This window comes from Cecembia lonarensis LW9 (assembly GCF_000298295.1).
GTDB lineage: Bacteria > Bacteroidota > Bacteroidia > Cytophagales > Cyclobacteriaceae > Cecembia > Cecembia lonarensis.
Genome location: NZ_AMGM01000002.1, coordinates 86827 through 103259, shown reverse-complemented (window position 1 = coordinate 103259; position 16433 = coordinate 86827). Strand labels below are relative to the sequence as shown.

Here is a 16433-nt window from a genome sequence, read left to right as displayed (position 1 = left end):
AAACCCTCCATTTTCCCAAAATCTAATCTCCCTGATTCCTGGTTTTTCCTAAATCACCTTTTAAGTTCACTAATTCCTGAATAATTTCAATCTGATGGTGGATTCCAATCATCTGGGGGGTCTAGCGGTAAGGGTGGTGGAATATAGCCAATCCGAGGGTCTTGATTTTTGCCGTCCGGATCTAGATATTCCTGACAATCGAAAGGAATAATGGTAGCTGGTATTCGGACAAACTCCAACTTGGACTTTTGGATATAAGTCCTTAAGAATCTTTCATCTGAAGCAAAAAAATAACCCAAAACTTGCTCATCAGGATCATCAATATTAATCATATTGCCCCTAATATTTGCAGGAGGAGGATCAAAAACGGAACCTGTAAGGTTAGTTTGCTGACTGACCAACTTTAAGAACCTATGGGCTTCATCTGATACAGATAAATGCTGCACATCTAATCGATACGTATCTTTAAAGCGTACCCCATTATCCTGCACATAAGCAATCACCCTTCTTTGGTACAGTCCATTAAAATCAATATCTGAAACAGTATTGACGTTTAATGGAAAGGGCATTTCCCTGTGGTAACAAACTTCGCAACAATCTTTGACATTTCTGTGAAGCTGTGGCTCAGCGACAATTACAAAGTCCGACTCCAAAGGCTTCCAGTAGTAATTGTTTTTCTCATTTTCAGGATCCTGAAAATGAGCTAATAGCTCGACACCCACTTCATCATTCAAAGGGTCAGCTGAAGCTGACCTTACAGCCCGATAAGTAAGAGAATCCACCTCAGGTACAGGACTTACCAGCTCAGGAAAAGATTGAAACCTTTTCCCATCCTGAAGTTCAACATGTAGCGTATAAGTCCTTCCGACAACCGCGGCAAAGTCCTCTGATGTCTCATAGAAACCTCTTACATTATCAAAATTATCACGTGGTGCCTTGACGTTTAATATTTCCGTATTGCCGAGATTATCCTTTAAATAAACTTTTGCTGTAATAATGCCCGGATTTGGTCCTGTAGCTTCCGGACCAAAGGGTTTGGTAAAAGATAGCCTAATGACATGAGCCTTGGGTACTGTCGTAATGAATCCTTCTACGGTTAATATCCGGTTTTCTCCGGCAGTTTCAACCTCATACGGATCAACACAAGTTCCAAACAAAAAAACAATAATGACCCAAAAGACTGATCGATACATAATTAAAAGCTTATTTAAAGGTTAAATATAAAGTTTTTGTTCAAAAACTTCAGTATACCAACAAAACAACTTTGCGGTTTTCCATGAAAAAAGCCAACCCTTTCGGATTGGCTTTTTATAAATGGGTTAAAACCCGAAATATGCATTAGAACTTTTATTGATAGATCAAATCGAACCTATCCAAATGCATCACTTTGGTCCATGCTGCGATAAAATCTTTCACAAACTTCTCTTTGTTGTCTTCTTGCGCATATACTTCAGCCAAAGCCCTCAGTTCTGAATGCGATCCGAAGATCAAGTCCGCTCTTGTAGCGGTATACTTCAAGTCACCGGTTTTACGGTCTCTACCTTCAAACTTCTCATTGCTGTCATCAGCTGGCTTCCATTCTGTACGCATATCCAAAAGATTCACGAAGAAGTCATTGGTCAACATGTCTTTCTTGTCAGAGAAGATTCCATGGGTAGAACCATCATAATTGGTATTCAAAGCACGCATACCTCCTACCAATACAGTCATTTCAGGCGCAGTCAAAGTAAGCAATTGTGCCTTATCCACTAGCAATTCCTCCGTAGATACAGTATACTTTGTTTTAAGATAGTTACGGAATCCATCTGCCATAGGCTCCAGCAATTTGAAGGATTCTACATCTGTCATTTCTTCAGTGGCGTCCATACGGCCTGCAACAAATGGCACTGCTACATTATGGCCTGCATTGGCAGCAGCCTTTTCTACAGCCGCAGATCCTGCTAATACGATCAGGTCTGCCATGGAAATTTTCTTAGCACCGGATCTGGCATTGAAATCCTGTTGGATTTTTTCATACACAGCCAACACTTTATTCAACTGCTCAGGGTTATTCACTTCCCAGTTTCTTTGAGGAGCCAACATGATCCTCGCACCATTGGCACCACCTCTTCTGTCAGAACCCCTATAAGTAGATGCAGAAGCCCAAGCGGTAGAAACCATTTCAGAGATAGAAAGTCCTGAATTCAGAAGCTGTGATTTTAAAGCTGCCACATCCTGCACATTAACCAATTCATGGTTTACTGCTGGAATTGGATCCTGCCAAATTAAGTCTTCTGTTGGTGCTTCAGGTCCCAAATAGGTAGTTTTTGGCCCCATGTCTCTGTGTGTCAGCTTAAACCAAGCTTTGGCAAATGCCTTGTTGAACTCTTCTGGGTTCTCGTAGAATCTTCTGGAGATTTTCTCATAAATAGGATCATATCTCATAGACAAATCTGTAGTCAACATGGTCGGTACATGACCTTTCTCAGCATCAAAAGCATCAGGATATAATACTTCTGCGTTGGTTGCTACCCACTGATGGGCACCTGCAGGGCTTTTTGTCAATTCCCACTCATGCTCAAACAAGCTTTTGAAAAATCCTTGACTCCACTCATTAGGCGTCAAAGTCCAGATGACTTCCAACCCTGAAGTAATGGCATCAGGACCTTTTCCTGATTTGTAAGAGCTTGTCCAGCCAAAGCCTTGCTCCTCAATGGCTGCAGCTTCAGGCTCAGGACCTACATGATCAGCGGGACCGGCGCCATGGGTCTTTCCTAAAGTATGACCACCGGCAATCAAGGCTACAGTTTCCTCATCATTCATACCCATTCTACCAAAGGTTTCACGGATATCATGAGCAGCCAAGATCGGATCCGGATTTCCATTTGGGCCCTCAGGGTTGACATAAATCAAGCCCATCTGTACCGCTGCCAAAGGATTTTCCAATTCTCTTTCGCCTGAATAACGCTTGGCATCACTTAGCCACTCCCCTTCAGAACCCCAGTACACATCAATTTCTGGCTCCCAGACATCTTCTCTACCTCCGGCAAATCCGTAGGTTTCAAAGCCAGCAGCTTCCAAAGCCACATTACCTGCCAAAATCATTAAATCGGCCCAAGAAATTTGATTACCATATTTCTGCTTGATGGGCCATAGTAACCTTCTGGCCTTATCCAGGTTGGCATTGTCAGGCCAGCTGTTGAGAGGGGCAAATCTTTGTTGACCGGCCCTAGAACCTCCACGGCCATCTCCGGTACGGTATGTTCCGGCACTGTGCCATGCCATACGAATCAGAAAACCACCATAATAACCATGATCGGCAGGCCACCAATCCTGGGAATCGCTCATCAAGGCTACCAAATCAGCCTTCAATGCTTCATAATCCAGACTTTTAAATGCTTCAGCATAATCAAAGTCCGGTCCCATAGGGTTAGACAAAGATGAATTTTGGCGTAAAATGCTCAGGTTTAACTGATTCGGCCACCATTCTGCATTACCGGTAGCACGCATGGCGGTACTGCTTCTTTTCGTAGCACCTGACCAACCGTCCACTTGCTCCTCATTGTAGGTTTTCTGTGCGTTTGCTTCCCATACAAAAGCAAAGCACAATAAGCTAAGCAACGCAATTTTTCTCATATACATATTATTTTGTTTTTATTAGTTCATCATATCTAAATACAAACATAATTTTTCAGAATGGTCTTTAGAAATCGATTTTTTCGATAAGGATTTGATAAAATCAATTAGGATAAGAAGTAATCTCATTGATAGGTATTGATACCAATATCATTCAAACGCCTATTCAAAGCATTGAACGAATTGACATCTAATACATTAAGAAATCTAATGCTAAGAATTTGTATTGCTGTGGCTAGGGAGAAATGCCTAACGAAAATAAACCTTTTAAAGCATTAAAAAAATATGATAAATATCACTAACCAGTTCAATACCAAAAAACAAATCACACCTCTACGATTTAACTCTCTTAGAGGTGTGATTCTTCCTATTGACAAAAAGCCCCTGATTGTTGATTAAGGGGTGTAGATAGTTTTTTTTGGCTTTAAACAGCTGGTATTACAACTTCAAACCAAAGGTAAAGTAGAAAGTGCGGCCATCACCGGGCATAATGCCAGGACCAGGATAACCACCGGCTCTACGGGTAAAATACATTTCATTGGTCAGGTTATTGATACCGGCCCTAAAAATGTAACGCCTGTTAATGTCCATGGAGGCTGAAAGGTCTTGTACCTGATAGGCAGGAATCAAACCCACAGTGGCCGCAGCATTAGGTGTCACGGTATTGGAAGCATCGGCAAATGCATCCCCGATATCACTCAATTGCCAGGTGGTAGAGAACCTATTGTAGCGGTAAGTAACACCATAACGGTTGATCCTTCTCGCTGCATTTTCTACCCTGTTCCCTTGGAGATTTCCCTGCACGATTTCTCCATCTCTGACCGTCGTCGTAGCAAAATCACCATACCTGGCATCAATGAAAGCAAGAGAGGCAAAGAAATGCAAGTAGCCAAACCTTGAGGTCTTGGCAAGAGCCGTTACAGGGTCAATTTCCACGTAGCCCTCAAATCCTTGACTTACTGAATTACCTAAATTTGTTCTAAACTGGAAGATTTCCCCAGCTTCATTCATTCTTGCTATGGTACCAATCCTGTCCGCATAATTCAGGTAGAAATAACCCACATCAAACTTCATCCAGTTTTGGACTGCACCACGGTATCCAATATCAAAATTGAAACCTCTTGAATCCTGCAGGTTTTCATCAATTACATCTGTGGTAGCCGGAGGGGTCAGATCAGAAATCAACACCGGCCTGTAAGCCTGAGAGAAGTTACTGTAAAATTCCATGGAAGGCGTCACTTTGTACTCAGCCCCTACAGCGCCCAATAAAAAGTTCCTGGTTCTGGTCTGAGGCAATAAGATTTGCTCCTGATCATTGACAATGTTGAAAAGTCCCTCCATATTGGAGAAAATCCTTTCATACCTAAGTCCGGTAGTTACCAAAAACTTATCAGAAAACCTGAAAATATTTTCAGCAAAAGCGGCATGGTTGATATTCCTAAAATCAAAATCCCTTTGAAAAATCCCTCCTTCAACCAAGTCAAAATTCATCCTTCTTCCATTATCCCCTTCACCCAACTGCTTTCTATCTATAAAACCATTAAAATACCTCAGTCCAGCTGCTAAAGTATTTGATTTACCAAATAAGGCGTATTCGGTAATCATTCTGATTTCAGAACCATAAGTGGTGTAAAAATCTCTATCCACTTGTCTATTCCCCAAATCATCCTCCTGGAAAATTGGGCGCATGAAGCCCACAGAATTTCTTTCTGCAAATGTAGCAAAGGTCTTCCAGCTAATTTTGGTCTTATCACTGACAATATATTCGGCAGTTAGGGCCGGGATTACCCATGGCGTACTGAACCAATTCCTTTCGCGTGTACTAACCCTCGGATCATTTCTAAATTGCTCATCCGTAAGGCCTGCTGGCTGCTGGCTCTCCGTATCCATGTAAGTCATTTCAAAGCCCAACATCAAACGGTTATTTGCCGCATAATTCACCAATACATGGGCATGGTCGGTATCAAAAGAACTGTTTTCTCTCCAACCGTTGCCTACCCGCTTTTGATAATAAGCCATGTAACTCCATTTCCCCTCCGTACCACCCAGGTAATTGAATGTACTAAAAAGTCCATCACTGCCCACGGTATTTAAAGTTTCAAATGTAAATCGGGTGGATTTATCAGGTTTTCTCACCACAAAGTTCATCAAACCGCCAAATTGGGAACCATATTGTATAGAAGAAGCGCCCCTGATAATCTCAATTTGCTCTACCACTTCCATTGGAGGGGTAAAATAGGCTTCCGGATAACCCATAGGATCTGGTGTAATGTCATAGCCATTCATACGCACATTGAACTCCCAAGAACGGTTTGGATTAAGCCCCCTGGAAGCTACCCCTAATTGAATACCAGAGCCGTCATTTTCCCAGATGGAAATTCCTGGAGTACGACCGAAAACCTGACGGCTATTGTTCATGGCTAGGTTGGCGTTGATTTCTCCTACGCGAATTACTTCAGTTTTTTTACCTGCATTGATACGGAAACGATCCACCTCTGGCAGTCGCTCCTGCCCCATTATTCCCCTACTCACAGAAAACTCAAAAGCATCCAGAGATAGTAAGTCTTCCTGCAAAGTTAAATCCAGCTCCAGATTCTCCTGTTCTTTGATGCTGAATGGAACACTTATTTCCTTAAATCCGAGCATGCGAACACTCAAAACATAGGATCCCTGTGGAATATCACGCATGGCGTAATTACCAGAATTGTCAGACTGCACCCCTCTTACCGTTCCTTCCAGCACCAAGGCGGCACCCGGAACAGGTTGCTTGTTTTGATCTACCACTTTCCCCCTCAATATATTTTTTTGAGCGGAGGCAGCATTCAAACTGAGTATTAACATTAAGAAAATTGTAAGCGCTTGTTTCATATATTGCACTATATTTATTTGGATTTATTTTAAATTAGCGCGCAATATTAATCATTCCTTTATTTGATTTTATATTTATTTAGATTAATTCTAGGTAAATTATTATTATGAATTGCATAAAAAAAATTTATGAAGATGAACAGCGCTAGTAAAAACCAAAAGTGTTAATATAGATATCATGGATCTTTTCAAAGGACGTAAATTGGTAATCACGACTAAACATGGCAAAGGGTCTGTTTTAAATCCCATCTTAGAGCGATTATTAGGCGTAAAAGCATTTGAATATAAAGGCTTTGATACAGATTCCCTGGGTACCTTTTCAGGAGAATTAGAGCGTAAATTACCTCCTTTAGAGGCCGTAAAAGCAAAATGTCTTAAGGGAATGGATGATACAGGCATTGATCTGGGCATTGCCAATGAAGGTTCTTTCGGTCCTCATCCCAGTCTTTACTTTATGCCCTGTAATGAAGAGTTCCTTTGTCTCATTGATCGAAAAAATAGCTTGGAAATTCTGGTCAGAGACATTAGCTTGGAAACCAATTATGACAGTGTAGATGTCATTTCAATAGATGAACTATCTGACTTTGCCGAAAGGGTTGGATTTCCCGGCCATGCATTGATCCTTAGAAAAAGTAAGGGAAGCCCTGACGATATTTTTAAAGGCATCCAATCCAGAAAAGAACTGGAAATGGTATTTTCCCAACTTAAAAACAAGTACGCATCTGTCCACGTGGAAACTGATATGCGAGCCATGTACAACCCAAGTAGGCTGACATTTATTGGAAAATTAGGAGAAAAGCTGGCAAAAAAAGCGCTTTCTCAGTGTCCAAAATGTAGCACCCCAGGATTTTCAATTACCGGGATTAACAGAGGTCTTCCATGCGCTTATTGTGGAAAACCTACCCAAGGCATATTAAGTCATTTTTTATCATGTCAGAAATGCGGGTATAAAGAAGAAAAGTTTTATCCTGAAAATAAAAATGAAGAAGACCCTATGTACTGCGACTATTGCAACCCATAAGTTCATTCACTCCTATAAAAGACTGCTATATGGCTAATATTCCTACTGGCACAATCATAATCCAAGTAAAAAAAAGCTACCTTTAATTTTTAGCGAAAAGTAACCAAGCCAATGACCATGCCTTCAAACACTCAAAGTTACCTATCCGATAGAGGTGCTCAGGCCGCTTTCAAGCCCGTCAGGGTAGATTGGGAAATCTACCAAAAGGCCATGGAGAATCATTATGATGCCATAAGCAAGCCTGATGGTTGCTTTCCGATGAATGTGGCAGAAAATCATCTTTGTTGGGATTTATTGAGGGAAAAAGTCCAAAAAGTATGCAAGGAAAAGACCATTCCTGATTGGGTATCCAGTTATGGAGATCCGGCAGGGGTGCCTTCTTTTCGGCAGGCTACTGCGGAATACCTTTCAGAATTTTTGGTCAAACAAAAAGTTGATCCTGAAACCTTAGCCTTTTCCGTTGGTGCTACTTCTACAATTGAAATGACTGCTTTTTTACTGGCCAATCCAGCAGATACTGCCGTCATTCCTGCGCCAAGCTATCCGGTTTACACCATGGATATTGGCGTAATTCCTGAGATCAAGAGGTATGACCTCCAAACCCATCATGAGCTTCATGAACTCCAAGCAGGCATTCCTATTAACACGGAGCAGTTGGAGGCAGCCAAACAAGAGATTGAAGCTCAGGGAAGCCGGTTCAGGCTATTAATCCTGACCAGTCCTGACAACCCAACGGGGGGTATTTACTCCCAGGCACAATTAGAAAGTGTGGCTGACTGGTGCGAGGCCAATGAAGTTCATTTGATTGTCAACGAGATCTACGGTTTGTCAAGAATTGATATTTCACACCCCGAACTTCAAAAAGATTACCCCAATCCCATTCCTTTCCTTTCTTTTGGACAATTGATGGCCAAGAGGAAAAGCCCCTTTCTACACCTTTGGTATTCTTTTTCCAAAGATTTGGGCATTTCGGGCTTTAGAATTGGACTGACCCATTCTTATAACGCCGATTTTATTACCGGATACCGCAATGCCGGTCTTTCCCATGCCATTTCCAACCATACCCAATGGGTTATGCAGGAGGTGTTGGAAGACCGGGAATTTATGGCTGATTTTGTGGCAGCTTCCCAGTCAGCGTTGACCCAATCCTATGTGATCGTTATCCGCAACCTTCGTACTTTGGGTATACCCTATAGTCCTTCTTATGGAAGTCTTTTTGTATGGATGGACCTTTCTGAATTCCTTAAAGAGGACAGTGAGCAAGGGCAACATCAACTTTGGCTGGAAATTTTTGAGGAAAGTGGCGTTTTGCTTACCCCTGGCGCAGGGTTTGGCCATAGCAAAAAAGGCTTATTCCGCATGGTAATTTCAAGCATTGATCATGAGGCCTTGGAAGTAGCTATTACAAGATTAAAAAAATATATACTCAATATGAGAGATCGAAATACAAAATAACCTCCCAAACTAAAACCTATGAAATCAATAAAATCCTTCTTTCTTGCTTTACTTTTGCTTTTTTTACAGTCAACTGATTTGCATGCCCAGTATGTCCCAGAGGCTCAGGAAAACTTCAAAATTGGCATGGCCGGATTTACTTACCATAAATTCGACCTGGACAGGACGCTTGAAGACCTGTATACCAATCAGGTCAAATATTTATGTATCAAGGATTTTCACTTGCCCTTCAATAGTACCGATGAAGAAATTGCAGCCTTTCATCAAAAGTTGGCTGCAAAAGGCGTCACAGGTTACGCTGTTGGCCCCATCTACATGAGGACCGTGGAAGACGTAGATAATGCATTTTCTTATGCCAAGCGAGTGGGGGTGGATTTGATCGTTGGGGTTCCAAACCATGAGCTTTTAACTCATATCAATGCCAAAGTCCAGGAATATGATTTCAAATTCGCTATCCATATGCATGGGCCGGACATTGACCTTTATCCTGATGCCGATGATATTTGGTCACACGTCAAAGACTTGGACCCTCGGATGGGCATGTGTCTTGATATCGGTCATACTGCCAGAAATGGAAAAGACCCTGTGGCCGATTTGGAGAAATATAAAGATCGCATTTATGATATGCATATTAAGGACGTAACTGCAAATACTAAAGAAGGTAAATCCATCGAAATTGGAAGAGGGATTCTAGACATACCTGCTTTCATTAATATGCTGAGAAAAACCGGTTATGACGGCGTCTGCAGTTTGGAACATGAACGAAATATGGACAATCCTTTCTCCGGAATTGCTGAATCCATCGGCTTTTTCAGGGGGGTAATAGTCGGGACAAAAAGCAGATAACACTATTCTCGTTACAAGATATCCGAAGGCTGTGCCTTCAGATCTCTGGTAAAAGAGCCTGTGGCTCAATTATCCTTATGATAAGAATAATTTTTATTATCTTAGTTCTTATTTCATTTTAACGCTCAGGGAATGGATAAGCCTTTCAGAATAGCTGACCAAAATGCTATTCAATTCTTGACTTTAACAGTAATCGATTGGATTGACATTTTTTCGCGCAAGGAGTATAAACTTGAGATTGTTGATAGCTTAAACTACTGTATTGATCAGCTAAATTCTTTGAACAAAAATTGGATTACATTCATCAAAATCCGGTAAGGGCAATGATTGTAGAGGAAGAACACCACTACCTTTTCAGCTCGGCGAGGGATTATGCAAGAATCAAAGGATTGGTTAACATTTCAATGTATTGATTGATTTTTTCAAGACGCCGCTAAAAGCGACTTTACCAAGTGTCCGACGGCATAACCGTCGGACAACACGTTATCCGAAGGCTGTGCCTTCGGATCTCTGATAAAAGAGCCTACGGCTCCGGTCCTCTTTTAAATCCCTACCGGTGATCAGGTTATAGGAAAACAATTCAATATTTTTTCCACCGGAAAAATTTAGTCCAAAATTTTTCTATTCCATCATTCATCCAACCCTGATTTTCACCAGTTAAATGGCTGATCTTTCATTCGTTCGATAAACATTATGTTAATTGTACATATAGGTTTAACATTAACCTGATTTGCTCAAACCAAAAAAACATAATTGAGATGAAAAACAGAAGAGATTTTCTGAAGGCTTCTATCCTGGGCGTTGCAGGATTATCCATGACACCTGCTTGGCTACATGGAGCCCCTGCCATATTAACATCTTATAATAAACCCAATTCCTTAATCAATGGTGTGCAGATTGGTTGCATCACCTATTCCTACCGCTCCATGCAGGACCAAAGTCTTGAAGCCAATATCCAATATATCAAGGAATCAGGGATCAGTGCTGTGGAAATGATGGGGGAACCCGTCGAATACTTTGCCGGAATGCCGGCACCCACCTTTAACCGAATGAGGGTACTTCAATTGGGCGGAAAACAAAGAAGAGGAGAGCAATTGACTGAAAGTGAAGTGGAAGAGTTTGCTGAGATCAGGGCCCAGGCGGAGGCATATGGAAAAACTGTTGCGGACTGGAGGTCTAAGGTAGATTTCAAAAAATTTGAACAAGCTGCCAAAATGTTTAAAAACGCAGGCATACAAGTGTATGCATTCAAGCCCAATGCCTTTGGAGTGAATAATTCTGACGCAGAGGTAGCCTATGGCATGAAAGCAGCAAAAATTCTTGGGGCCAACCATATTACGCTGGAACACCCTTCTGATGACGCCCAGACCCTGAGGTTGGGCAAATTGGGAGATACCCATAAAATGAAGGTGGGCTATCATGGCCACGAACAGCAGACCTTTACTTTTTGGGATACCGCTATCAATCAAAGTAAAAGTAATGGATTGAATTTCGATATAGGCCACTATACAGCTGCCGGGCATACTGACATGATGGAGCTCATCCAAAAGCAGCATGCAAGAACCTGGAGCATGCACATCAAAGACCGTCAAACCCCTGCCAATGGAAAAGGAAATTTACCTTGGGGCACCGGAGATACACCTGTGGCTGAGGTTTTAAGGATGATGCGGGATAAAAAGTACAAATTCCCGGCTACCATAGAACTGGAATATCAAATTCCGGAAGGCTCTGACGCAGTTACTGAAGTCCAAAAATGCCTGGAGTTTTGTAGAAAAGCTTTGACTTAACCATCTCTCAAACCTAAGATTAACAATGATGAAAATTCAAAGTAAAGTACGAAAGCAGGCTTTGGTCTTCAGTCTAGCGCTCATTTCCTTGATTACCTTTTCCTGTAAAGACTCTTCCCATGATTCCGGAGCAAAACCAGAGGATAACCGCTTCACTAAGGTGGTGCTTACTGAGGGCATGGATGAGCCCATGGAAATAACTTTTCTTCCTGAGAGAAAAATCCTCTTTGTTGAAAGGAAAGGAGCGGTCAAAGTTTTTGACGAAAAAACCGGTGAGATGACCCAAGTAGGTTTTGTACCTGTCAACACCAAATACACCAACAAAGCGGGAGTGGTCAGAGAAGCAGAAGAAGGGTTGATGGGTGTGATTGCAGATCCCAATTATGCCCAGAACAACTGGATTTACATGTACTATGCTGACCCCGATGTTCCCAAGCATGTATTGGCTAGATGGGAACTAAAGGGGAATGAATTGATTGATGCCTCCAAGAAAATTCTTCTCGAAGTCCCTACCCAAAGGGAAGAGTGCTGTCATACCGGTGGCGGAATGGTCTTTGATAAAGATGGTAATCTTTACCTGACCACAGGTAACAATACCGTCAACCCAAGGGAAGGCACCTCCAATTTGGATGAAAGACCTGGACATGAGAATTCTGATGACCAAAGGGCCCCTAGCAACACCAATGACTTAAGGGGGAAAATATTAAGAATCAAGCCTGAAGCTGATGGTACCTATAGCATTCCCGCGGGCAACCTTTTCCCTTTAGGAATGGAAAAAACCAGGCCTGAAATCTATACCATGGGACATAGAAACCCTTGGAGACCTACTTTGGACAGTAAAACTGGGTACCTCTATTGGGGAGAAGTGGGTCCGGATGCAGTAACAGATTCCATTTGGGGACCAAAGGGATATGATGAATTCAATCAGGCCAAAGGACCTGGATTTTTTGGTTGGCCCTATTTCATAGGAGACAATCAAGCTTATACACGACACGATTATGAAACTGACACTTATGGGGAACCCTACGATGTCAACAACCCAATCAACGAATCAGTCAATAACACTGGATTAAGGGAACTTCCCGCACCCATTCCGGCCATGATTTGGTATCCTTATGGCATTTCTGAGGAGTTTCCGATGCTCGGAAGTTCCGGACGTTCCGCCACAGGAGGGCCTGTATTCAGAAAAGCGGACTTCAAAAAAGATGCCCCTTTCGTTTTTCCCAGTTACTATGAAGGCAAATGGCTTATTGTGGACTTTATGCGCGGCTGGATTATGGCGGTTACCATGGATGAAAATGGAGACTACCTTTTTATGGAAAGATTCTTACCTGAAGAAAACTTTAGCTCGGCAATCGATATGGATTTTGGACCGGATGGGGCTTTATATGTGCTGGAATATGGCAGCGCTTGGTTCAGGGGCAATCCCAATTCCAGAATTGTGAAAATTGAGTATAATGGTGGTAACCGTAAACCCAGTGTGCAGGCCACATCGGACCGCAAAGCTGGTGCAGTACCATTTACCGCAAATTTCTCCTCAGAGGGCACCATGGATTATGACGCTTACGATCAGGGCAAACTAAAGTATGAATGGGAAATCAGTGCCGATGGTTTTAAAAAAGTAATACTAAAAGAAGTCAATCCTTCCTTCACATTTGAAGAAAAGGGAACTTATGATATCAAACTGACTGTAACAGATACCAAAGGAGAGCGCAACAGTGCAAGTTTCCAGGTGTTTGCGGGCAATGAAGCCCCAAAAGTCAGCATTGATTTTAAAGGAAACCGAACATTTTATTTTGGACAAGATGAGTTAGCGTATGCTGTTTCGGTAGTGGATTTAGAAGACGGGAATACCAATGACGGATCTATCAAAGCAGAAGAAGTTGCAATTACCTTCGATTACGTACCTGCTGGTTTTGACCCCATTGAAATTGCTTCCAAGCAAAGTGGTGCTGAGACCATTGCCGTGTTGAATATCGGGAAAAACCTGATTGAAGGAAGTGATTGCAGGTCCTGTCACCAAATAGATAAATCCTCCATTGGACCCAGCTATGTGGCAGTAGCAGAAAGATATGCCAAGTCAGATGCCAATATCAGCTATCTCGTAGATAAAATCCTCAATGGCGGAAGCGGAGTCTGGGGAGACCACGGCATGAGTGCCCATCCAGAACTCAGTGAATCCGATGCCAAAAGAATGGTAGATTATATCCTAAGCATCAATGAGGTAAAACCTACAGTAAGCCCTTTAGAACTAAAAGGTAACATTAAGCCTGATGTACCTGAAGGGGAAGATGGGCAAGGAAGTTTTCTTTTAAGGGCATTTTATGCGGACAAGGGGGCAGGTCAAATCACTTCCCTGACAGGAGAAGATTATGTGGCCTTGAGAAACCCCTTTTTGGATCCTCAAAGTGCTGAAATCCGCAAAGGCGTGAATCTAATGACCACACCAAGTATTAATTTCTTCATGGAGGGGGACCGATCCCATATTGGTTTCAAATCCCTGGATCTGACCGATGTAAAAGAAATCAACCTTTTTGTCAATGTGAACCCAAGAAATGGGGCCGTTGGCGGAATTATTGAGGCCAGATTGGGCAGTCCTGATGGAGAACTTATCGGCCAATCCCAAAAAATGGAACCGCTAAACCAAGGATTCAGAAGACCTCCTGCTGGGGTCAATTTTATACAATGGAGGCGGGAAAACACACCACAAGCCAAAATCAAGATCAAAGAGACCAGTGGCCTTCATGATATCTTCTTCATATTTATAAATCCAGACGCAGGTCAGGAAAAAATACTGATGAGTATCACAGAGATTCAGTTTGCCAACACACCCTTTTTGAATTGATTATACTTAGAAATAACTCAACCCCTGACCAAGTGTGCATCTTGGCAGGGGATTTTATGTTTCAATTTCATTGTAAAACACAATATGTATGAGAAGTTTTTCCTTATGGATTATGTTACTATTTCTTAGTTCTGGGGCATATACCCAGACAACGATCAAATTATACGAAGGAAAAGCGCCTGGATCAGAGGAGTGGAATTGGTCGGAAAAAGTGATCCTCCCCTCTCCGGATAATCAGATACTATACAATATTGTTGAGCCTGAACTGATTCACTTTCCTGCTCCAAAAGGAAAAGCAAACGGAACTTCCATCATTGTAGCACCTGGTGGTGCCTTCCACATTTTGGCCATTGACAATGAAGGCCTACATATTGCCCAATGGCTAAATGATCTGGGAATCTCGGCTTTTGTCTTAAAATACCGGTTGGTAAAGATTGAATCAGACAATCCATTTGAGACCTTGATGCCCCTTATGCAGGAAAAGGACAAATTGGATTCCATCAACGCCCCTGTGGTGGAAATGGCAAAAAATGATGGGATAGCTGCCATGAATTTTGTAAGGAGCAATTCAAAATCTCTGGGCATTGACCCAAACAAAATTGGCTTCATGGGCTTTTCAGCCGGGGGAACGGTTACGATGTCTGTAGGATTGAGTGCACCGGAAGATTTAAAACCTGATTTTTTGGCTCCCATCTATTTGTATAGAAAAGCAGTTTTAGGTGATATAATACCCCAAAAACCTACTCCGATTTTTATCGCAGTTGCTTCCGATGATGAGTTGGAATTTATGCCACATAGTCTTTCCCTTTACCAAGATTGGCATGAGGCAGGCCATCCTTCAGAATTGCATATCTATGAAAATGGAGGACATGGATTTGGTTTTGCCAAAAAAGGAACAAGTTCAGACCAATGGACTTCAGATTTTGAAAACTGGTTAAAAATCAGAGGATTGATAGATGGGAAATAATTTCATAGCATCATACCCTGACTCTGAAACGTAATAAATTTCCAAAACACTTGGGTTTATTCTTCCTATCCAACAATTCTGCAAATAAAAATCCAGGTCTGCCATGAAGCAGACCTAGCTTTTTTAACCCACCACAGGATTTAAAGGAGAATTGATGACCTCTCCTATTTTAGCGCCCGGACACCAGGTGTTCCAGTCATTGATTTGGTTTTGGTTTTCGGGATTCTTGAGTTTGGCTTCAGCATCCATATAGATCACAGTCATTACTTTCCTTGTTTGTTCAGTTTGATTGGCACCTGCTCGGTGAAAAACCCAACCAGAATGAAAACTCACTTCTCCTAAATCAAAGGGTTCCACCACATGTTCAAAGTTATTGATACGTAACTTTTGCTTGAGCTGCACCTCAGATTCATCCCCGATTTCCAGGTCCCTTCCAAAAAGCAATTGATGGCTTTTCGCGGAAAACTCCAGGGGGCCCATTTCTAATGGAGTTGCCTGTAGAGGAATCCAGGCAGTAACCGTTTTATCTGTATCAATCGGCCAATAATATTGATCTGCATGCCAGGGCGTAATCCCTCCGCCAGCCTCTTTAAATAAAGCTTGATCATGATAAATCCTGACTTTTTCACAGCCCATCAAGCCAGCAGCGATACTTGCCAGTCTTTTGCTTAGAACAAGTTCTTTGATGCCTTCATTCTGTGTCCATAAATTGAAAATCTGAAGAAATGCTTTGCCATAGGTATCTCTTTCTTCCAAAGGCTTACTTTCCTTGTTCAATCGTTCAACTTCTTCAGAAATCAAAGCACCAAAATGCTGGATCTCTTCTGGGTTCAGTACATGCTTTAGCTTGATAAAGCGATTTTCCTCGTAAAAAGCGATTTGCTCCCTGGATAAGGGATAGTTATCATGAATTGTTGAATAGGCCATGGTTCTGTTTTTTCTCAAATTTAAAAAGTTGAGACAAATCCTAATTTTCAATTTTTATTGATTTATTAACGTATTTTATGCTATTTTTATAATAACTAATGT

10 protein-coding genes are annotated in these 16433 nt (G+C 41.9%); 6 read left to right on the top strand and 4 right to left on the bottom strand.

Features of this window, described 5'->3' with window-relative positions:
- Positions 1-86 precede the first annotated feature (86 nt).
- The 3 genes from B879_RS01135 to B879_RS01125 form a co-directional block, all read right to left on the bottom strand.
- Entirely contained in the window at positions 87-1193 is a 1107-nt protein-coding gene (locus B879_RS01135; RefSeq protein ID WP_009183282.1) for a DUF4249 domain-containing protein, read from the bottom strand.
- 154 nt (positions 1194-1347) lie between these two features.
- Complete coding sequence (katG, locus tag B879_RS01130) at positions 1348-3621, bottom strand: catalase/peroxidase HPI (RefSeq protein WP_009183281.1); 2274 nt, start codon at positions 3619-3621, stop codon at positions 1348-1350.
- A 432-nt stretch (positions 3622-4053) separates the two neighbouring features.
- Complete coding sequence (locus B879_RS01125) at positions 4054-6483, bottom strand: TonB-dependent receptor (protein ID WP_009183280.1); 2430 nt, start codon at positions 6481-6483, stop codon at positions 4054-4056.
- Between the two features lie 178 nt (positions 6484-6661).
- On the opposite strand from B879_RS01125, the gene B879_RS01120 reads away from it, so the two are divergent.
- The 6 genes from B879_RS01120 (at position 6662) to B879_RS01090 (ending at position 15404) form a co-directional block, all read left to right on the top strand.
- The gene (locus B879_RS01120) at positions 6662-7504 is read left to right on the top strand and encodes a DUF6671 family protein (protein ID WP_009183279.1); all 843 of its coding nucleotides are present in this window, start codon (positions 6662-6664) and stop codon (positions 7502-7504) included.
- A 117-nt stretch (positions 7505-7621) separates the two neighbouring features.
- Positions 7622-8959 carry an aminotransferase class I/II-fold pyridoxal phosphate-dependent enzyme gene (locus tag B879_RS01115; protein ID WP_157231483.1) on the top strand — a complete coding sequence of 446 codons (1338 nt, stop codon included), beginning with the start codon at positions 7622-7624 and terminating at the stop codon, positions 8957-8959.
- Between the two features lie 18 nt (positions 8960-8977).
- Positions 8978-9805, top strand: a complete 828-nt coding sequence (locus B879_RS01110) for a sugar phosphate isomerase/epimerase family protein (RefSeq protein ID WP_009183277.1) — start codon at positions 8978-8980, stop codon at positions 9803-9805.
- A gap of 758 nt (positions 9806-10563) precedes the next feature.
- Positions 10564-11592 (top strand): sugar phosphate isomerase/epimerase family protein, encoded by a 1029-nt coding sequence (locus tag B879_RS01100; protein ID WP_009183274.1) that lies wholly within the window; start codon positions 10564-10566, stop codon positions 11590-11592.
- 25 nt (positions 11593-11617) lie between these two features.
- Positions 11618-14437: a PQQ-dependent sugar dehydrogenase gene (locus B879_RS01095; RefSeq protein WP_040400051.1), complete on the top strand. Its 2820-nt coding sequence runs from the start codon at positions 11618-11620 to the stop codon at positions 14435-14437.
- An 88-nt stretch (positions 14438-14525) separates the two neighbouring features.
- A complete protein-coding gene (locus B879_RS01090) occupies positions 14526-15404 on the top strand; it encodes an alpha/beta hydrolase (RefSeq protein WP_009183272.1) in 879 nt (292 codons plus the stop codon).
- 123 nt (positions 15405-15527) lie between these two features.
- Here the strand turns inward: B879_RS01090 and B879_RS01085 are convergent, their stop codons facing one another.
- On the bottom strand, positions 15528-16331 hold the full coding sequence (locus B879_RS01085) for a phytanoyl-CoA dioxygenase family protein (protein WP_040400050.1): 804 nt from the start codon (positions 16329-16331) through the stop codon (positions 15528-15530).
- Positions 16332-16433: the final 102 nt, after the last annotated feature.